Source organism: Cognatishimia activa (assembly GCF_026016445.1).
Taxonomy (GTDB): Bacteria; Pseudomonadota; Alphaproteobacteria; order Rhodobacterales; family Rhodobacteraceae; genus Cognatishimia; species Cognatishimia activa_B.
The window spans coordinates 871862-892100 of record NZ_CP096147.1 but is presented as its reverse complement, the minus strand read 5'-3'; the positions used below and the strand labels follow the sequence as shown (position 1 = coordinate 892100).

Sequence of the window (20239 nt, the reverse complement as noted above, 5' to 3'; positions counted from 1 at the left end):
AAACACAACCGCGCTGCCCTGCGAAACTCAGGAGACCTACTATGACCAATCTTGCTCTGATCACCGGTGCGTCCTCAGGTATCGGCAAAGAATTCGCCCGCTATCACGCCTCAAAAGGCGGTGACCTGATCATCACTGCCCGTCGCGAAGAAGCCCTGAATGACCTCAAAGACGAGCTTGAGCGCAAACACGGCGTGACGGTGCACACAATTGCCTTGGATTTGGCGGCAGAAGATGGTGCGCGCATGTTGATCGATGAGGTTGCAACACGCGGATTGCACGTGGACATCCTGATCAACAATGCTGGGTTTGGCGGTCATGGCTTGCATACAGAGCGTGACTGGGCCGCAGAGAAGGCAATGATCGATCTGAATGTCCGCGCTTTGGTCGAATTATCCCACGCCTTTGGCAAAGACATGGTGGCGCGCGGAGGTGGCAAAATCCTGAACGTGGCGTCTACGGCTGCGATGATGCCCGGCCCTTTCCAGGCCAACTACTTTGCGACCAAAGCCTACGTCATGTCCTACTCTCAAGCCCTGGATGAAGAGCTGCGTGAATTTGGCGTGACGGTGTCTTCCCTGAACCCAGGACTGGTAAACACGGAATTCGTTGCCGCAGCAGACCTCGGCGACACTGGTCTCGCCAATCAAAAAGGCGCAACTGCAGAGAGCGTTGCCAAGATCGGCTATGACGGCATGATGAAAGGTAAGCTTGTGATCATCAACGAGGGACGCCTGTCCTTCCTGCTGAACTGGGTCACCCCTCTGCTGCCACGCCGTACCGTTCTGAAAATGGTCCGCGGCATGCAGACCAAAGCCGCTTAATCAGGCACAGAGACGTTTGACATCAAAGGGTTGGGCGCCTTTCGCCCAATCCCTCACAGCCTCACCAAAAGACTTGAACAAGGGTCTGCTGACCGGATCATCAGCCGCGTTCCATTCCGGATGCCATTGTACCGCCAGAGTGAAGCCCGGCGCGCCATCGATATAGGTGGCTTCCGGTGTGCCATCCGATGCATGCCCATCAATTTCCACCCGATCACCGGCCTGCTTGATCCCCTGCCCGTGCAGCGTATTGGTCATGACTTTTTCAAACCCCATCAGCCCGTGAAACACGCTGTCTTTGGCAAAGGTCACTTCATGGCGCAGCTCGAATTTTTCTTCCAATGTGCCATCGGGAGGCATGCGGTGGTTCATGCGCCCCGGCAAATCGCGAATTTCAGGATAAAGAGAGCCCCCCATGGCGACGTTGACTTCTTGAAAGCCACGGCAGATGGCTAAAAACGGTTGTCCACTGGCGACGCAAGCACGCACCAGAGGCAATACAATCGCATCGCGGGCTTGGTCAAATTCACCATGCGCCTCAGTCGGGTCTTCGCCATATTCCGTTGGATGAACATTTGGCCGACCGCCGGTTAATAGGAAGCCATCACAGGCCTCCATCAACTCTGGAACAGAGACAAACCGAGGGTCGGCGGGAATCAAAAGCGGCATGCATTCTGAAACACCTGCGATGGCCTCAGAGTTCATCTTGCCTCCGGCATGGGCCGGGTACTGGTCATTGATCAGATATTGGTTGCCAATAATACCAACAATAGGTCGAGTCATATAGAGTTCATCCTTTCCAAGGATGAACTTATGCAATGAACACCCACAAACCAAAGGCTTTTCGCGCGCAACCCGATGTGCAGAACTGCACGCGTTTTCTAGCTCTGTGCGTTTACGCTTCGCCTTCCAGCCCAGCGCCGGCGATGCCTGCCAAACCGGCCTCTGCATCATTGTCACTGGTGTCACCGGTGACGCCAACAGCGCCGATGATCACGCCCTTCTTGTCGCGCACCAGAAGGCCCCCGGGAACCGGCACCACCTGTCCGCCATAGACACCATTGATGGCGGCCATGAAATAGGCCTGCTGCTCGGCACGCGCCATCTGCGCGCGCCCCGCCATCCCAAGCATCACCGCACCATAGGCCTTACCCTGCGCGATACCAAAACGCCCAGGAGCTGAACCATCTTCACGCTCAAAAGCCAAGATATGCCCGCCTGCATCCATCACGATCACAGAAATTGGGCGCAACTCCATCTCACGTGCTTTTTCTAATGTCTTACGGATGATCGTGCGCGCCTTGCGCAAATTAATGTCTGCCATGATGGCCTCCCTGCCCATTATCGTTACTTAGTTTTAGCAGGGACTAGAACCGCTATGAAAGGCAATAGCTTTCAACCCCAGTCGCCGAAACTATTTGCATGAAAAGGCTTAAAGTTGAGTTGCCTTCAGTTCGAGACGTCTCGCATGCAGCACAGGCTCCGTGTAGCCTGAAGGTTGCTCTCGCCCTTTAAACACAAGATCACAGGCCGCTTGAAAGGCGATACCTTCGAAGTTTGGTCCCATCGGCGTGTAGTCGGGATCGCCAGCATTCTGACCATCGACGACGACAGCCATCTTCTGCATTGCATCCATCACGTCCTGACGGCTGACCACATCATGGTAAAGCCAATTGGCAATATGCTGGGCACTGATCCGGCAGGTGGCGCGATCCTCCATCAGTCCAACATCATTGATGTCAGGCACTTTGGAACAGCCGACCCCCATATCGATCCAGCGCACAACATAGCCGAGAATGCCCTGCGCGTTGTTTTCCAACTCGCGCTGAATGTCGTCTTGCGACCAGTTGGTGCCTCCCGCCAATGGAATAGTCAGAATGCTATCCACAGTGGCACGGCGCCCTCCTTTGCGAAGTGCATCCTGAACTTCCAGCACATTGACCTTATGATAGTGCAAAGCATGCAATGTGGCTGCTGTTGGGCTTGGTACCCATGCGCAGGTGGCGCCAGCTTCTGGGTGAGCAATCTTTTGTTTCAGCATCTCGGCCATCATATCTGGCGCCGCCCACATGCCTTTGCCGATCTGGGCCTTGCCTTTCAAGCCGCATTCCAGGCCGATATCAACGTTCAAGTCTTCATAAGCGGCAATCCATTCCTGGGCTTTGATCTCATCCTTACGTAGGAAAGCCCCTGCCTCCATGGATGTATGGATTTCGTCCCCCGTGCGATCCAAGAAACCCGTGTTGATAAACGCCACACGGAATTTCGCGGCGCGGATACATTCTTTAAGGTTCACAGAGGTACGTCGTTCCTCATCCATAATGCCGATCTTTACTGTGTTGCGCGGCAGACCAAGAATGTCTTCCACTTCACTGAATATGCGATCTGTGAAGGCAACCTCTTTTGGCCCGTGCATCTTTGGTTTCACGATATAGACCGATCCGTGCACGGAGTTGCCGCTTTCGCGTCGCAGATCATGTTTCGCGATCAGGACTGTAGTAAGCGCATCCATCAGACCTTCGAAGATTTCCTCTCCGTCGCGATCAAGCACTGTGGGGTTGGTCATCAGGTGGCCAACATTTCTGATCCACAAAAGCGCCCTGCCCTTCAGGTCGACTGCGCTTCCGTCAGGTGCGTTGAATTTCAGATCGTCGTTAAGCTTCCGGGTGACGTCTTTCCCACCCTTGGAGAACGTGGTCTCTAGGTTACCTTTCATCAGGCCGAGCCAGTTCGTGTAAGCGAGCACTTTATCGGCGGCATCCACGCAGGCCACAGAGTCTTCGCAGTCCATAATGGCGGACATCGCACTTTCAATGATCACATCAGCGATACCTGCAGGATCGGTTTTACCAATCAGATGCGTAGGATTGATCACGACCCGCAGATGCAGCCCGTTCTTTTTAAAGAGCAGCTCAGACAGGTCTTCTTTGATGCCAATGAACTGGGATTGATCCAGTAGCGGCGCGGTTTTGTTTTTGGAGACCCCCACAAAAATGCTGTCGCGGTAGTCAAAACCCGTCACATCTGCCCAGCTGAGCCCATCAAACGGTACTGCGTCATCAAGATGTGCCTTTGCGGCGGCAATCACCTGAGCCCCGCGTGCCTCATCATAGCCCTTGCCCTCAGGCAGGCTGCCCAGCGCATCGGTGCCATAAAAAGCGTCGTAGAGTGACCCCCAACGTGCATTTGCGGCATTCAGGGCATACCGGGCATTTGTGATTGGAACGACAAGCTGAGGTCCCGGCGTTGAAGCGATTTCTGGATCGACGTTCTGCGTTTCGATCTCAAAGTCGCCGCCCTCTGGGAGCAAATAGCCAATCTCTTTCAGGAATGCCTTATAGGCAGTGGCATCATGGATCTGGCCTTTGCGCGCCACATGCCAGGTATCGATCTGTTGTTGAAGATCCTGACGCTCGGCAAGGAGCGCCCGGTTTTCGGGTGCGAACTCATGAGCCAACTTTGAAAGCCCGGCCCAAAATTCCTCGGAAGACACACCGGTTCCCGGCAAAGCCTTGGCCTCAATAAAGGCCGCAAACTTGGCATCAACCTGCATCTGATGAATTTCAACGCGCGCCATAATGCTCCCCTTCAGACGTAACCCGATCTGTGGTTAGAGTAGAAGTCTATTTGGGGCAACAATATTGGTTTTCAAAAATTACCAGAAAATGCGCCAATACAGGCTGACATTACGTCTGCCGCTGATCGTAGGCTGCGCGATTATCGCGCACCACAGGGTGGTTACGATCGGCCCAGACCACCATGGCTTTCTGAAGCTCCTTCAGCTCCATCCCAAGGTCAGTTAGTTCATAATGCACCTCAATGGGCGGCCCCGGCACAACCTCGCGAGTTAGATAACCGTCCCGTTCAAGGTTTCTCAGGTTCTCTGTCAGAACGCGCTGAGTGACATCCCCGATTTCACGTTTGATTTGACCAAAGCGTAGGGCGCCATCTCTGAGCGCAAGGACGATTAGCACCTGCCATTTGCCAGAGACCTTCGCCAGAACCTGCCGCACGGGGCAATTGTCGACATCGATTTTTGAGTCCGCAGTTACCTTAAGCATACCTAGTTCCTAAATAGTGCGTAATTGATACTTGGTATGTTTTTGGTACCACATTAGGTCAGAAATTCAAAACTGATTCAAAGGATGGAAACATGACCCCTACTGAAACCGTCATCAGCGCTGTGACCGCGCTCTTTGTGAACTTTGATGTGGACGCCGCACGTGAGCTGCTGGCCCCCGGCTATATCCAGCACAACCCGAATATCCCGACAGGTGCAGAAGCGATCATTAGCTTTCTTCCTGCGCTGAAAGAAAGCGGCTTTGAGGCCACCACCCACCGTGTGATCAGCGAAGGTGATCTGGTTGTGACTCACAACACCTTTAACAACATTCAGCTTCTGGGAGCTGACACGCTTGTCTCTTTCGATGTCTTCCGCGTTGAAGATGGAAAAGTTGTGGAGCACTGGGACAATCTTCAGGCCCCATTGGCAGAAACCGCATCTGGTCGCTCTATGACAGATGGCTCTGTTGAAGTGACCGATCTGGATAAAACGACAGAGAATAAGGCGCTGGTGACCGGCTTCGTCCATGACGTGCTACACGGGAAGGCCCCTGAGAAGATCACCAACTACATCTCTACCGAAACCTATATGCAGCATAATCCCTATGTCGCCGATGGATTGGAAGGATTGGGCACGTTCCTCTCAGGCCTTGCTGAGTCTGGCACCACACTGGCCTACACCGAAACTCATATGGTCGTTGCTCAGGGCAACTTTGTCTTTACGGCCTCCGAAGGTGTCTTTGGTGACGCGCCGACGGCCTTCTTTGATCTCTTCCGTGTTGAAGACGGCAAGATTGTAGAACATTGGGACACAGTGGAAGAAATCCCTTCAGAGATGGCGCATGAAAACGGCAAGTTCTAAAGCGTAACTTACGATCGAATACGACGGGGCCTCGCTGCAATCGCCGCGAGGCTCTGCCAAATTTCAACCAATCATTGACGCCAATCGGCCTTTGTCGCAATTTTAACAGCATTGACCCCAATGAGTTAGTGAACATGCGCATTTCTGTCCTGACGATATCAGTCGTCGCTTCACTCTTTACCACCTCTCTCGCTGCTCAGACTTTGAATGGTGCTCAAATAGAGACCGCTCTGTCCGGGCAAAGCTATGACTATGTTGGTATGGTCAACGGGCGTCGTCTTTCAGGCAATCTGACTTACGCAGCCGGAGGAAGCCTCGTTGTCAAAACCGAAAGCGGCGCGCCAGAAGGCGGAACATGGCAGATCAAAGGCCATGCGGTCTGCACAAGACTTGTCAATCTGCGCGGCGGGAATGAAACCTGCTATACTCTGCGTCGTCAAAATCGGAACCGACTGACAACCAGCCATGGCTTCACGCTGATAAAATCCAAATAGTCAGCCCTACTGACCTAGCATTCCGCTTGCAGGTCGCGCCCCACCTATTACATCTAGCTTCAAGACATCATTCATGGAGCCCCAGATGCGCGACGCTGCACCGCAGACTATTTACCTGAAAGACTACACCCCATTCGGTTACCTGATCGACAGCGTGTCACTGACCTTCAAGCTGCACCCAACCGAGACGCGGGTTCTGTCGCGCATTGCCTTTCGCCCAAATCCAGACGCCACCGACAAGACCTTTTTCCTGCATGGTGAAGAGCTGAAGCTGATCTCTGCCAAGATCGATGGCGCTGAGGTTTCCCCTGTTCTGACCGACGAAGGTCTCACCGTGGATGTGCCCAGCGCGCCCTTCATCTGGGAAGCAGAGGTCGAGATTTCGCCGTCCACCAATACCGCACTTGAGGGGCTTTATATGTCTAACGGCATGTACTGCACCCAATGTGAGGCAGAGGGTTTCCGCAAGATCACTTACTACCCGGATCGTCCTGACGTGATGGCCACCTTTGATGTGCGCGTTGAGGGCACTGAAAAAGTCATGCTGTCTAACGGTAACCCCGGTGCAACCGGCGATGGTTTCGCAGAATGGACTGACCCTTGGAAGAAGCCAGCCTACCTCTTTGCTTTGGTGGCTGGCGATCTGATCAACCATCCGGGGTCTTTCACAACCCGCTCTGGTAAAGATGTTGAGCTGAATATCTATGTCCGCCCCGGTGACGAGGATAAATGCGCCTTCGGCATGCAGGCGCTAAAAGATTCCATGAAATGGGATGAAGATGTTTATGGCCGTGAATATGACCTCGACATATTCAACATTGTGGCCGTGGATGACTTCAACATGGGCGCGATGGAGAACAAGGGGCTGAACATCTTCAACTCGTCCTGCGTTTTGGCCTCGCAAGCGACATCAACCGATGCGGACTTTGAACGCATCGAAGCGATCATTGCCCATGAGTATTTCCATAACTGGACAGGTAACCGCATCACCTGCCGCGATTGGTTCCAGCTTTGCCTGAAAGAGGGCCTGACCGTATTCCGCGACGCGCAATTCACGGCCGATATGCGCTCTGAGCCTGTGAAACGTATTGATGACGTCATCGCCCTGCGTGCGCGTCAGTTCCAAGAGGATCAAGGGCCGCTCTCACATCCTGTGCGTCCTGAGGAATTCCAGGAGATCAACAACTTCTACACAGCGACAGTCTATGAAAAAGGTGCTGAAGTCATCGGCATGCTGAAGTCGCTCGTGGGCCATGACGCCTATTACAAGGCGCTGGACCTCTACTTTGAGCGCCATGACGGCGATGCGGCCACGATTGAAGATTGGATCAAAGTCTTTGAAGACAGCACAGGCCGTGATCTGGCGCAGTTCAAGCGCTGGTACAGCCAGTCTGGCACACCAAAGGTTTCGGTAAGCGAGGCGTGGGACGCGGATGCCGGCACATTCACCCTGCACTTCAGCCAATCCACAGCGCCAACACCGGGCCAAGATGTGAAAGACCCGCGTGTCATTCCAATTGCATTGGGTCTGCTCAATCCAAACGGCGATGAGACCCACCCAACTCAGATATTTGAGATGACCGAGGCCGAGCAGTCTATGACCTTTACCGGTCTGGGTGCGCGCCCTGTGCCATCAATCCTGCGTGGCTTCTCTGCGCCTGTGATGCTCGAGCAAGACATCGACAACTCCCGTCGTGCCTTCCTGCTGGCGCATGACACGGATGCCTTCAACCGCTGGGAAGCAGGCCGAGAGCTGGCGCGCGATACGCTGCTGAAGATGATCCTGGAAGATGCTGCACCAGATGCGGCTTATCTGGAAGGTCTCAAGCGCGTTGTCACCGACACGTCCCTGGATGCCGCTTACCGCGCTCTTATGTTGAACCAGCCAAGCGAGACCGAACTGGCAGGCGTGATTGCAGAAATGGGTCACACCCCTGATCCGGTGAAAATCCACACCGCCGCGAAAGCGCTATCCAAAGCGAAAGCAGAAAGCCTCGCCGACGCCCTGCCTGCGCTTTACGCCGACAACCAACCAAATGGCGATTATGCACCTGATGCCGGGGGCAGCGGTCAGCGTGCTCTGGCCAATGCCGCCATGTCCTTGATGGGCAAGCTGGGGGATGTCGGGAAAGCCCGCGCGCAATATGCATCGGCTGACAACATGACTCAGCAGATCGCTGCGCTGGCGACCTTGGTTCGTGAGGGTGAAGGCGATGCCGAGGTCCAAGCCTTCTATGACCAATGGCAAGAAGACCGTCTGGTCATCAACAAATGGTTCGGCCTGCAAATCTCCTTGGCCAAGCCGGAAGAAACTGCTGCGGTGACCGAGCGCCTCACTCAGCATCCTGACTTTGACATGAAGAACCCAAACCGCTTCCGCGGCACTTTAGGCGCTTTGGCCGCCAACCACGCCGGCTTCCACCACGAGAGCGGTGCGGGATATAAGCTGCTTGCGGATTGGCTGATCAAACTTGATCCGCTGAACCCCCAGACAACAGCGCGCATGTGCACATCTTTCCAGACCTGGAAGCGATATGACGACAAACGTCAGGCACTCATCAAATCCCAGCTTGAGCGTATTCTGGCGGTGCCAAATCTCAGCCGCGACACGCATGAGATGATCTCGCGCATTTTGGGTTAATCTTTGTTAACTCAACGTTAACTGTGCGCAATTTGGGAACAATCCTTCATTGATCGGGGCAATTTAGCGGGTTCGCCTGCCAATTGCCCCAATCACACCGCAAAGCGACGTGCAATGGTCCGCGAGTTTCCCACGGCGCGCCCATTTCCCGCCTAAATTGAACGCGACAAAGGCTCCAAGACGAACGGAGCCCGCGATGAAATTCGATTTTTCCAAACCGGTGTTGCAGAAGCCACGCCTTCCAGAGCCTCTCAAGGCTGTATTGCGTAAGTTTTCTGCCCCGCGTGATGATGCGCCTCTGGCTTTCCTGCCAGAAGCGGATGTCACAACGGAAGATCTGGTCGATCGTATCAAAATTCCTGTGAACAACGCCTCCCTGCGCCTGAAAGGTGACAATGAAGTGCGTGAGAATGCGCAGTTCCTGGCACGTCAGGACCGTTGGGATTGTCTGAGCGAGCGCATTCGTATGGCGGACAAATCTCGCGATACGACTGTCAAAGGTACTCCTGTGGTGGACCTGATGCTCTTTGGAGCCCGCGCTGATGTGGTGAGCGCTGCGGAACACGCCCTGTTGCATGGCCGCCCCGCCGAAGATTCCAATTTCTTTGCCGGGATCGAAGATTTCGAGTTGGTTCTCAGCGAAAATCCGGAAGACTATGCCATCGCGTTGGTTGTCGCACATATGCACATCGATATTGGCTGGGCCTGGCGCGGGACTGTGGCTGAGGCTGATCTGAAACCAGCCAACCGCGAAGCCTTCCTGGCGCATTTTGCACGGGCTGAAGAAATTCTGGACAGCTTCTGCGCCCATGAATTGAATTCCGCAGCCCTCTCGGCTGCGCGCTGTGCCCTCCTGCCAGGGTCTGCGCATCCTGGGGACCGTGTGGCTGACGACTTTGAAGACCTGATTGATCTCGACCCTGAAAACCCGCGCCATATGCGGGCGCTTGGCACCTATATGCTACCGCAATGGTACGGTGACTTCGCCAGCCTTGATCTGCAGGCGCGTCGCACTGCGGCACGCACCTATGATCTCTGGGGTGCTGGTGCCTACGCTTGGGTCTGGTTTGATGCACTACTCACTGATCCACAGGGTTTGGAACATGTGGACACTGACTATTTTGTCGATGGCGCAAAAGACATTCTGGCACAGCAGCCCGATCAGGCGACTGCTAATCTGATGGCCGCCCAGCTTTACTGCGCATGGCAAGCTGCGCGTCAGCGCTATCGCGAGACAGGTGCTGGATCTGAACAACTGGCGGCCCTGCGCGCTGCCTTTGAGGATGTGGTGCAGGATTCCCTGCGCGAAGTGCACCCGCTGATTTGGGGCCATGCAGAGTTGGGTTTTGACAACGGTGTACGTGGCGTTTCGATTGAACGCTTGGCTCAAAAGGGCCGCGACTTTGCGATGAACGCTGTAGCGCAGCCCTTTATGAAAAACCTTGAAGCGGGATTGACGATCCACTTTGGACCGGATGGGATTACGGAGATTCAGCCTTAAACTTCGCCCAACACTGTCAGCTCACTTTTTATAGTACGATCACAAGGAAGACTGGCTCGTCGCCGATGGCAATGCATCCAAAGTCTCGATTGAATGAACCTTTTGTCTCGAACCCTCGGCCTGGTGGCAGTCGCTACTCTTATTTTGACTTCTTCTGCTGCCGCGGAAAAAATTCTCCTGAAATCAGGAGCAAAAGCAGTGCTTACTTCTGGTATTTTTACGAGCTATGGCAACAGCAATGAAAACATGCTGACGCTAACTTTGCAACTTGACCCGAATGCAAATTATAACCCAATGAACGACGCTCGCTCTGTCTGCAGACTTTTTGCTGAAAAAACGTTTCGGACATTGGTCAAGAACAGCAATATTCGTTCCAAAAGTGCTGAAATCCTAGATATTGATGCTCCGCTGACCGATGTTCGAGTTCACTTCAAACCAAAAAGCGAAGAATCTACCAGATTTGTGGGGACACAGATAAATTTCGATATGCGCGGCATCGTGAAATGCCGACCTCGTCGCTAATTTCTCGCAGAAAAAGGCTAAGTAACACTCTAAAATCTGTGATCGTGCAGCCGATGGATCGTTGGTAGGCCATGTTTCGAACAAAGCTAAAGCCTTGAATGAACCCTCCATGAAAGACCTTGAAGCTGGCTTGACCATCCACTTTGCCCGGATGGATTACCGAGTTTCAACCTTAGACATAGATCGTAGGGTGGGGTTTCACCCGACCTCACGTTAACGTTTCGGAAAATGGAGGGGTAAAACACCACCCTACGTCGTTCACTCCTCTTGCCCCTTCCCGCGCCCTGTCTTAGAACGCCATCTGAACCTATATATTGGAGCGACGGCAGATGCTGGACCTGACATACGAAACCCCAAAACCAAAAGTCATCGCAGGCGCGAAACATGACTGGGAACTGGTCATCGGGATGGAAGTGCACGCGCAGGTCAGCTCGAACGCGAAACTCTTTTCTGGCGCCTCCACCAAATTCGGTGCTGAGCCAAACGCCAATGTCTCTTTCGTTGATGCGGCGATGCCGGGCATGCTGCCTGTGATCAATGAATTCTGCGTTGAACAGGCGGTGCGGACTGGTCTCGGCCTGAAGGCTGACATCAACCTGAAATCTGCTTTTGACCGTAAGAATTATTTCTACCCTGACCTGCCGCAAGGCTATCAGATTTCACAGCTTTACCACCCGATTGTGGGTGAAGGTGAGATCATCGTCGATATGGGTCCGGGCGTGGCGCGCAAAGTGCGCATTGAACGCATCCACCTTGAACAGGATGCTGGTAAATCCGTGCACGACATGGACCCGAACATGTCTTTCGTCGACTTGAACCGCACCGGTGTTGCGCTGATGGAGATCGTCAGCCGTCCAGACATCCGTGGCCCAGAAGAGGCCGCAGCTTACGTGACCAAGCTGCGTCAAATTCTGCGTTATCTGGGCACCTGTGATGGTAACATGCAGAACGGCAACCTGCGGGCTGACGTGAACGTGTCGATCTGCCGTCCGGGTCAGTATGAGAAATACCAAGAAACGCAGGACTTCTCTCACCTCGGCACACGCTGTGAGATCAAGAACATGAACTCCATGCGCTTTATCCAAGCGGCGATTGAATACGAAGCGCGTCGTCAGATCGCGATTGTGGAAGCCGGTGGAACCGTGGATCAGGAAACCCGTCTTTACGACGCGGATAAAAACGAGACACGTTCCATGCGCTCCAAAGAAGAAGCGCATGATTACCGCTACTTCCCGGATCCAGACCTGCTGCCTTTGGAAATCGAACAAGGCTGGGTTGATGACATTGCGGCCTCCCTGCCAGAGCTGCCAGACGAGAAAAAGTCTCGTTTCGTCAATGACTTCGGCCTCTCTGAATATGACGCATCTGTTCTGACTGCAGAGGCAGAGAACGCGAGCTTCTTTGAAGATGTTGCGAACGGTCGCAACGGCAAGCTTGCTGCAAACTGGGTGATCAACGAGCTTTTCGGCCGCCTGAAGAAAGACGACAAGGGCATCAACGAAAGTCCAATTTCGCCTGCCCAACTGGGTGGCATCATTGACTTGATCAGCTCTGATGCCATCTCTGGCAAGATCGCAAAAGACCTGTTTGAGATCGTCTACACCGAAGGTGGTGATCCTGCGCAGATCGTGGAAGAACGCGGTATGAAGCAGGTGACTGACACTGGTGCAATCGAAGCAGCGCTTGATGAGATCATCGCCGCGAACCCAGCGCAGGTCGAAAAAGCCAAAGAGAACCCAAAACTCGCGGGCTGGTTTGTCGGTCAGGTTATGAAAGCGACCGGCGGCAAGGCGAACCCAAAGGCTGTGAACCAGCTGGTGGCACAAAAGCTGAAAGGCTAAGCCCTCACAAATATTGCAACAAAGCGGGTCTTCGGGCCCGCTTTTTGTTTGTTGCCTTCTGAAGAGGCCTCAGCGCAACACTTTGAATTCCATGCCACTTCTGTGGATAAACCCACGGACTTTGTGGATAAGATCGACTATGCTTCACAAAAACTGAGGCAGGCCAACATGGATCGATTTGAGTACAAGGTGGTTCCGGCCCCCACGAAGGGGCAGAAGGCGCGTGGCATTCGTCGTTCCGAGGACAAGTTTGCCTATTCGATTGAAGAGGTGATGAATTCCATGGCCCTTGATGGCTGGGAATATCAGCGCAGTGAAACCCTGCCCCATGAAGAACGCACCGGACTGACCAGCAGTTCCACAACCTTCCGCAGTGTTCTGGTATTCCGCAGAGCTAAAGTTGTCGCAGAACCCACGCCAATATCCGAGCCGACCGCACCCAAGATTGCCCCATCTGCGCCGCTGCAGCAGATCGAGGATCATTCACCTGATCTGAAGGATGTCACACCGGCGCCGGAACTCGAATTGGATATGGTTGAGGAAGATTCTGACGTGGATGAAGAAAATGCGTTTTTCTCCTCAGAGAGCTTTCGCGCTCAGAAGCCCGACCGGAGCGCGCTGCCAGCCGCGTTGCGTCGGCGAGCCACTCAGAAACGCTCCAAACGCAAAATCGCGGCGGAATAATCTAGGCAGAAATATCCAGCGCTAAGGCGTGGATACGGCCGACAAGTTCTTTGCCCAACGCATTGTGCACAGCGCGGTGGCGCGCAATTCGTGACATCTTATCAAAAGCTTCAGCGCGTATCCTCACGTTGAAATGGCTTTCACCACCTTCCTGATAACCGGCATGGCCGCGGTGGCTTTCGCTGTCATCTACAACCTCAAGCGCACTTGGGTTAAAGGCAGCGGACAACCGCTCATAAATTTCGTCTTTGACACTCATTTTTTTGACCTGCCCTCTTCAATCTTGTGACCAATAGATTAAACTCTCCGCTCCGAGTCGAAAAGGTGAGAGAATGCCGAAACCAGATCCCTTCGGATTCGATATGTCCGTCTCTTCTGCGAAGAAGAAAAACCCACGTGGGCGTCGCGGCATGTCTGGGGAATCCACGACATCTACCCGTGTTTGTGAAGCACCTGGGTGCAATGAGCCGGGGAAGTTCCGCGCGCCTAAAGCACCGGACGTCTTGGATGAGTTCCGCTGGTTCTGCAAAGAACACGTGCGCGAGTATAATGCCAAATGGAGTTTCTTTGACGGTAAGACCGAAGCGGAAACCAACGCGCAGAAATCCAAGGACAAGGTTTGGGAGCGGGAAACCAAAAAGATGGGCGACCCAGAGGCGCGCGCTTGGGCACGTTTGGGCATCGAAGACCCCCATCAGGTTCTGGGTGGCAATGCCACTCAAAACCCTGGCCGTTCTGCTGGTCGCCGCCTGCCACCGACGGAACAGCGCGCAATCGATATTCTGGAAGCGGAAGCCACTTGGACAAAGGCCGATATCCGCAAGGCCTATAAGAAGCTTATCAAAGTGCTGCACCCAGATATGAATGGTGGGGACCGGAGCCAAGAAGAACAGCTGCAAGAGGTTGTCTGGGCCTGGGATCAGATCAAAGATTCAAACAGCTTTAAGTAAGTGCTTGAGAACGAAATGAGCCGCCCACCGGGCGGCTTTTTGTTTGGTCTTTTCCTAGAAAAACGCACAGCCTAGGTTGCTGCCTTATGCCGCTTTGAAAACCAGCGAAACCCCGTTCAGGCAGTGACGTTTGCCTGTGGGCTTCGGACCATCATCAAAGATATGCCCCAAGTGGCTACCACATCGGCGGCAGTGAACTTCAGTGCGGACGCGCAAGAGCAAACGATCAGGCTGCGTACCAACAGCATTTGACAGCGATTTGTAGAAGCTTGGCCAACCGGTGCCGCTGTCGTATTTATGCTTGGAAGAATAGAGTTTCAGGTCGCAGCCACGGCAGTGATAAACACCTTTTTCATAGTTTTTATCGAGCGGAGAGGAAAAGGCGCGCTCGGTCCCATGTTCGCGCATGACTTTATACTGCAACGGGGTCAGCATCGCTTTCCATTCCGCCTTGCTGCGTGTGATTTCAAAATCGCCAGCGGCCGCCGCTGGCCCAGATCCGACAAGCCCCAGGGCCACCGATCCCAATAAAATCTCACGCCTTTTCATCATTCTATCCTTCAACTTGTGATAGGGTGATGATCTAGAGAGCTCGCGGGCTTTTCAAGAATGCGTGCGTCACATCCCTGTGATGAATGCAGCACTGCCTATCATTTTTGAGACCTAAAGTCTCATTCTCGACAAGCCAATCAAATTTGCTTATGAGTCCACCAACATAAAATCGGTCATTTTTTGCGTGGTAAAGGGGTGATACGGCGCTTTTGCCCTTTCCCTCCGGCAAGCCAACGATATTGTGGCCGCGAACGGAGACAAGACGCGCGACGCGTAGCGAACAGAAGGATTCCGCGCCATGGCTGACGGCATGACAGACATCAACGCAACACCAACCGAAGAGATTTCGGTCCGTGAGGTGTTTGGCATCGACACCGACATGAAGGTCAAGGGCTTTGCAGAGCGCACCGACCGCGTGCCTCCGATTGATCCGACCTACAAGTTTGACCCAGACACCACGCTGGCCATTCTGGCAGGCTTTAGCCACAACCGTCGTGTTATGATCCAGGGTTACCACGGCACAGGTAAATCCACGCACATCGAACAGGTTGCAGCGCGCCTGAACTGGCCATCTGTGCGTGTGAACCTTGATAGCCACATCAGCCGGATCGACCTGATCGGTAAAGACGCGATCAAGCTGAAGGACGGTAAACAGGTCACTGAATTCCACGAAGGCATCCTTCCATGGGCGCTGCGTAACCCGGTTGCGATCGTCTTTGACGAATACGATGCAGGCCGCGCGGACGTGATGTTTGTGATCCAGCGTGTTCTGGAAACAGACGGTAAGCTGACACTTCTGGATCAGAACGAGATCATCACCCCGCACCCACATTTCCGCCTGTTTGCGACCGCGAACACTGTGGGTCTGGGTGACACCACTGGTCTTTACCACGGTACCCAGCAGATCAACCAAGCGCAGATGGACCGCTGGTCTCTGGTCAGCACACTCAACTACCTGAGCATCGATGCTGAGACCAATATTATCCTGTCGAAGGCGCCTCATTACAACACCGAGGCCGGCCGCAAGACCGTGCGTCAGATGGTGACCGTGGCGGACCTGACCCGGACCGCTTTCATGAATGGTGATCTTTCTACTGTGATGTCGCCGCGCACCGTGATCAACTGGGCGCAGAACTCTGAGATCTTCCGCGATGTGGGCTATGCCTTCCGTCTGACTTTCTTGAACAAATGTGATGAACTTGAACGCCAGACCGTGGCAGAGTTCTATCAGCGTCTGTTTGACGAAGAACTGCCGGAATCTGCGGCGAGCATGAGCATCGGCTAAGGCTTTCGCCCGGTCGCCAGACCGGGCAGCGCCCGACCCGCCCCCATGGGCGGGCGCTTTGCACCCACCCGCGGGACGGGCGTCGCCCTGACCGTTCGTTGTAAGCTCTTTCGCATCTGGGGAGCGAGAGCGCTGAGGCACGAAGGAATAAGGCGGAATGTCAAAACCATCTGATAACCCGGCCGATCCGTTTAAGAAGGCACTGGCCGAAGCGACCAAAGTTATGGCGCATGATCCGGAATTAGCGGTGACCTACACCGTTGATCCTTCTGGTCTGTCCGGTGATCAGATGCGCCTGCCACAGATTTCTCGTCGCATGACCCGCGATGAGGTGATGCTTGCGCGTGGAACGGCTGACAGTCTCGCCCTGCACCGCCGTTACCACAACGACAATACGTTTAATAAATATGCGCCTCCGCGCGGCAGCATGGCACGGCAGCTGTTTGAATCCATGGAGATCGCGCGCTGCGAAGCCATGGGTGCGCGCGACATGCCGGGCACCGCCGTCAATATTGACGCCAAAATCGAAAACGAAGCGCTGGGGCGTAAGTTCGACAAGATCACAGCGGCGGCTGATGCGCCACTGGATATGGCGGCAAACTATTTGATCCGTCATTTGGCAACCGGGCGCGATCTGCCGCCTGCAGCGTCAAATGTCATGAACCTATGGCGTGGCTTTATTGAACAGAACGCTGGCGATACGCTCGAAGATCTGCAAGACATGCTGTCAGATCAGGCGAAGTTTGCGAAATTCGCGCGTCAGATCATTGATGAGCTGGGATACGGCGATCAGCTAGGTGATGACCCTGATGATCTGAACGAAGATCAACAGGATGAAGCCGAGGAGCAGCCGGACGAAGAAAACGACCCGGATTCTCAAGGTCAGGACGACAGCGAAGAAGAGAACACGGATGCGACGCCTGAGAGTTCTCAGGAAGAGCAGCAGGACAGCTCTGAAGCGCAGGTCACCATGGACGATATGTCCGATGAGGAGATGGCGGATGAGGCAGAGATGCCGGATGGGGAGGCCCCTCTGGAGCCACCTGCCCCGCAGCCGATTTCCGATGCTGATCCCGACTATCAGGTCTTCAACACCGAGTTTGACGAAGAGATCATGGCCGAAGAGCTGGCGGAACAGGCCGAGCTGGAGCGCCTACGCGCTTACCTCGATCAACAGCTGGAGCCGCTGAAGGGTGCAGTGAGCCGCTTAGCCAACAAGCTGCAGCGCCGCCTGCAGGCGCAGCAGAACCGCAGCTGGTCGTTCGATCAGGAAGAAGGCATTCTGGATGCCGGTCGCCTGGCGCGGGTTGTAGCCAACCCAACAACGCCTCTGTCCTTCAAGGTCGAGCAAGACACCGAGTTCCGTGACACTGTTGTAACGCTCTTATTGGATAACTCTGGTTCGATGCGCGGTCGTCCGATCTCGATTGCTGCAATCTGCGCCGATGTTCTGGCCCGAACGCTGGAGCGCTGCTCTGTAAAAGTTGAAATCCTCGGCTTTACAACACGCGCCTGGAAAGGTGGGCAAAGCCGCGAGCAATGGCTGGCAGATGGTCGCCCGCAGCAGCCGGGGCGTCTGAATGACCTGCGCCATATCATCTATAAGTCAGCCGATGCCCCTTGGCGCCGGTCTCGCCCAAATCTGGGTCTGATGATGAAAGAAGGCCTGTTGAAGGAAAACATCGACGGGGAGGCGCTGGAATGGGCGCATCGCCGGATGATCGGCCGCCCAGAAGCGCGCAAAATTCTGATGGTGATTTCAGATGGTGCGCCGGTGGATGATTCAACTTTGTCCGTTAACCCGGCGAATTACCTGGAAAAACACCTGCGTGACGTGATCGCCATGGTGGAAAAGCGCAAGCAGGTTGAGCTGTTGGCAATTGGTATTGGTCACGATGTGACGCGCTACTATGAGCGCGCTGTCACTATCACTGATGTTGAGCAATTGGCCGGTGCCATGACCGAGCAATTGGCGAGCCTGTTTGACAGTGATCCACGTGCACGTGCGCGCGTGATGGGCATTCGTAAAGGCTAGACAAAGCGGCGGGTCTTCCGTTGCGCCTTTCTGATATTTCCGATTCCCGCCGCGACGTCACCGGCGCGTTTTTCATGCGCGTGCCGGGATTGGGCTAGACGCTTTGGCATCAGGTCGATACCTCTATCGCTAACATTCAAAACTGGTGAGCGACTTATGTTTCAGTCTTTTGACTCCACTGCTGATCCATCCCACGGCCCTGCCCGCCTGAAAGCCCTGCGCACTGCCATGGCTGGGGCCGGCGTAGACGGCTTTCTGGTTCCGCGTGCAGATGCCCATCAGGGGGAATATGTGGCGGCGCGAGACGAGCGTCTGTCTTGGTTGACAGGATTTACGGGCTCTGCCGGGTTTGCCTGCGTTTTGAAGGACAAGGCCGGTGTCTTTGTGGATGGCCGCTATCGCCTGCAGGTGCGCCAACAGGTGGCAGATGTGTTTACGCCGGTCGACTGGCCCGAAGTGCAGCTTGGCGAATGGGTTCTTGAGAACCTTGGCTCAGGCATTTTGGGGTTCGATCCCTGGCTCCACACAGTGGAACAGGTCGAGCATCTGACCGAGGTGTTTGCTGACAAAGGCATTACACTGCAACCCGTCGAGAATTTAGTGGATGCGGTTTGGGATGATCAACCGGATGCGCCCAACGCTAAGGCTTTCGCACAAGCTGTTGAATTTGCAGGTGAAAGCCATGCAGTCAAACGCAAGCGACTGGGTGCCGATATTGCTGCGACGGGCGCATCTGCTGCTGTTATCACCCTGCCAGACAGTATTTGCTGGCTTCTGAATATCCGCGGCGCAGACATTCCCAAAAATCCGGTTGTGCAGGCTTTTGCGATCCTTCATGCCGATGGACGTGTAGCGCTGTTTATTGATCCCGCGAAGTGCGCAGACCTTGCAGATCACTTTGAATCAGACATTGAAGTTCATGCGCCTGATGAATTAATCGACCAGTTGAAAGCTCTGTCTGGTTCCGTGCGCCTTGATAAATCCACCGCCCCGATGGCGGTAGCATCGGTTCTCACCGCTGCTGGCACAACAATTGACTATGGCGCTGAACCCTGCGCGCTGCCAAAAGCACGCAAAAATGCCAAGGAGTTAGCGGGCACCACCGAAGCGCATCTGCGTGATGGGGCTGCGGTGGCCAATTTCCTCTCATGGTTTGACGACAACAGCGAAAGCGGCATTTCTGAAATCGAAGTTGCGAAGTATCTTGAGGCTTGCCGGACGGCAACCAACCAATTGAAAGATATCAGCTTTGACTCAATTGTTGGCGCTGGCCCACATGGGGCAGTGATCCATTACCGTGTCACTCATGACACCGCACGTACCCTGCAAAGCGGCGAGATCATGGTGGTCGACAGTGGTGGGCAATATGCCGATGGCACCACAGATATCACGCGCACTCTGGCCATTGGTCCCGTGGGAGATGAAGAAAAACGCGCCTTCACACTGGTGTTGAAAGGCATGATCAATGTCTCACAACTGCGGTGGCCAAAAGGCCTTGCGGGGCGCGACATTGAGGCCTTCGGCCGCCGCCCGTTGTGGCTCGCTGGGCTGGATTTCGACCATGGTTTGGGTCACGGGGTTGGGGTTTATCTTAGTGTACACGAAGGCCCACAACGCCTGAGCAAAGTCAGCCATGTGCCGCTAGAACCAGGCATGATCCTTTCGAACGAACCAGGCTATTACAAACCGGGTCAATTTGGTATTCGCATTGAAAATTTAGTTGTGGTAGAGGAAGCTCCATCACTGGAAGGTGGCGACGATCACCGGCAGATGCTGCAGTTCCGCACGTTGACCTATGCGCCGATAGACAGGCGCCTGATCGTCCCAGACATGCTGACCCAAGACGAGCGGGATTGGCTGAATACCTACCATAAAGAGTGTTTCGAACGGCTTTCGCCGCGCATCCAACCGGAGACCCTGGATTGGTTGTCGCAAGCGACACAACCGATTTGACATATTCTTGTAACAGTCGCCCTGTTTTAGGGC

At 54.4% G+C, this 20239-nt stretch carries 18 protein-coding genes; 12 read left to right on the top strand and 6 right to left on the bottom strand.

All coding sequences use genetic code 11. The features are described 5' to 3' along the window. Positions 1-41: 41 nt before the first annotated feature. Positions 42-824 (top strand): SDR family NAD(P)-dependent oxidoreductase, encoded by a 783-nt coding sequence (locus tag M0D42_RS04305; RefSeq protein WP_265020376.1) that lies wholly within the window; start codon positions 42-44, stop codon positions 822-824. Here the strand turns inward: M0D42_RS04305 and M0D42_RS04300 are convergent, their stop codons facing one another. From M0D42_RS04300 to M0D42_RS04285, 4 genes are all read right to left on the bottom strand, one after another. Then, a complete protein-coding gene (locus tag M0D42_RS04300) occupies positions 825-1607 on the bottom strand; it encodes a gamma-glutamyl-gamma-aminobutyrate hydrolase family protein (RefSeq protein ID WP_265020375.1) in 783 nt (260 codons plus the stop codon). 112 nt (positions 1608-1719) lie between these two features. Next, positions 1720-2148: a GlcG/HbpS family heme-binding protein gene (locus M0D42_RS04295; RefSeq protein ID WP_265020374.1), complete on the bottom strand. Its 429-nt coding sequence runs from the start codon at positions 2146-2148 to the stop codon at positions 1720-1722. Between the two features lie 108 nt (positions 2149-2256). Beyond that, a complete protein-coding gene (locus M0D42_RS04290; protein ID WP_265020373.1) occupies positions 2257-4401 on the bottom strand; it encodes a malate synthase G in 2145 nt (714 codons plus the stop codon). A gap of 109 nt (positions 4402-4510) precedes the next feature. Further along, positions 4511-4885 carry a winged helix-turn-helix transcriptional regulator gene (locus tag M0D42_RS04285; protein WP_265020372.1) on the bottom strand — a complete coding sequence of 125 codons (375 nt, stop codon included), beginning with the start codon at positions 4883-4885 and terminating at the stop codon, positions 4511-4513. Positions 4886-4977: 92 nt separating this feature from the next. Here M0D42_RS04285 and M0D42_RS04280 point away from each other — a divergent pair, with 92 nt between their 5' ends. The 7 genes from M0D42_RS04280 to M0D42_RS04250 all read left to right on the top strand — a co-directional run bounded on the left by M0D42_RS04280 (position 4978) and on the right by M0D42_RS04250 (position 13431). Further along, positions 4978-5748 (top strand): nuclear transport factor 2 family protein, encoded by a 771-nt coding sequence (locus M0D42_RS04280; protein WP_265020371.1) that lies wholly within the window; start codon positions 4978-4980, stop codon positions 5746-5748. A gap of 134 nt (positions 5749-5882) precedes the next feature. Next, positions 5883-6242 (top strand): hypothetical protein, encoded by a 360-nt coding sequence (locus tag M0D42_RS04275; protein ID WP_265020370.1) that lies wholly within the window; start codon positions 5883-5885, stop codon positions 6240-6242. Positions 6243-6327: 85 nt separating this feature from the next. After that, positions 6328-8883: an aminopeptidase N gene (gene pepN / locus M0D42_RS04270; protein WP_265020369.1), complete on the top strand. Its 2556-nt coding sequence runs from the start codon at positions 6328-6330 to the stop codon at positions 8881-8883. 196 nt (positions 8884-9079) lie between these two features. Next, on the top strand, positions 9080-10384 hold the full coding sequence (locus M0D42_RS04265; RefSeq protein ID WP_265020368.1) for a hypothetical protein: 1305 nt from the start codon (positions 9080-9082) through the stop codon (positions 10382-10384). Between the two features lie 93 nt (positions 10385-10477). Then, a complete protein-coding gene (locus tag M0D42_RS04260) occupies positions 10478-10906 on the top strand; it encodes a hypothetical protein (protein ID WP_265020367.1) in 429 nt (142 codons plus the stop codon). A gap of 329 nt (positions 10907-11235) precedes the next feature. Beyond that, positions 11236-12747: an Asp-tRNA(Asn)/Glu-tRNA(Gln) amidotransferase subunit GatB gene (gene gatB, locus M0D42_RS04255; RefSeq protein WP_265020366.1), complete on the top strand. Its 1512-nt coding sequence runs from the start codon at positions 11236-11238 to the stop codon at positions 12745-12747. A 102-nt stretch (positions 12748-12849) separates the two neighbouring features. Next, a complete protein-coding gene (locus tag M0D42_RS04250) occupies positions 12850-13431 on the top strand; it encodes a DUF4177 domain-containing protein (protein WP_330221187.1) in 582 nt (193 codons plus the stop codon). A 1-nt stretch (position 13432) separates the two neighbouring features. On the opposite strand, the gene M0D42_RS04245 is transcribed toward M0D42_RS04250, so the two are convergent. Further along, positions 13433-13690 carry a BolA family protein gene (locus tag M0D42_RS04245; protein WP_265020365.1) on the bottom strand — a complete coding sequence of 86 codons (258 nt, stop codon included), beginning with the start codon at positions 13688-13690 and terminating at the stop codon, positions 13433-13435. 73 nt (positions 13691-13763) lie between these two features. Here M0D42_RS04245 and M0D42_RS04240 point away from each other — a divergent pair, with 73 nt between their 5' ends. After that, a complete protein-coding gene (locus M0D42_RS04240; protein ID WP_265020364.1) occupies positions 13764-14381 on the top strand; it encodes a J domain-containing protein in 618 nt (205 codons plus the stop codon). Positions 14382-14465: 84 nt separating this feature from the next. On the opposite strand, the gene msrB is transcribed toward M0D42_RS04240, so the two are convergent. Continuing rightward, the gene (gene msrB / locus M0D42_RS04235) at positions 14466-14930 is read right to left on the bottom strand and encodes a peptide-methionine (R)-S-oxide reductase MsrB (protein ID WP_265020363.1); all 465 of its coding nucleotides are present in this window, start codon (positions 14928-14930) and stop codon (positions 14466-14468) included. Positions 14931-15231: 301 nt separating this feature from the next. On the opposite strand from msrB, the gene cobS reads away from it, so the two are divergent. The 3 genes from cobS (at position 15232) to M0D42_RS04220 (ending at position 20206) form a co-directional block, all read left to right on the top strand. Beyond that, the gene (gene cobS, locus M0D42_RS04230; protein WP_265020362.1) at positions 15232-16218 is read left to right on the top strand and encodes a cobaltochelatase subunit CobS; all 987 of its coding nucleotides are present in this window, start codon (positions 15232-15234) and stop codon (positions 16216-16218) included. Positions 16219-16375: 157 nt separating this feature from the next. Next, the gene (gene cobT / locus M0D42_RS04225) at positions 16376-18253 is read left to right on the top strand and encodes a cobaltochelatase subunit CobT (RefSeq protein WP_265020361.1); all 1878 of its coding nucleotides are present in this window, start codon (positions 16376-16378) and stop codon (positions 18251-18253) included. Positions 18254-18409: 156 nt separating this feature from the next. Beyond that, positions 18410-20206 carry an aminopeptidase P family protein gene (locus M0D42_RS04220; RefSeq protein ID WP_265020360.1) on the top strand — a complete coding sequence of 599 codons (1797 nt, stop codon included), beginning with the start codon at positions 18410-18412 and terminating at the stop codon, positions 20204-20206. Positions 20207-20239: the final 33 nt, after the last annotated feature.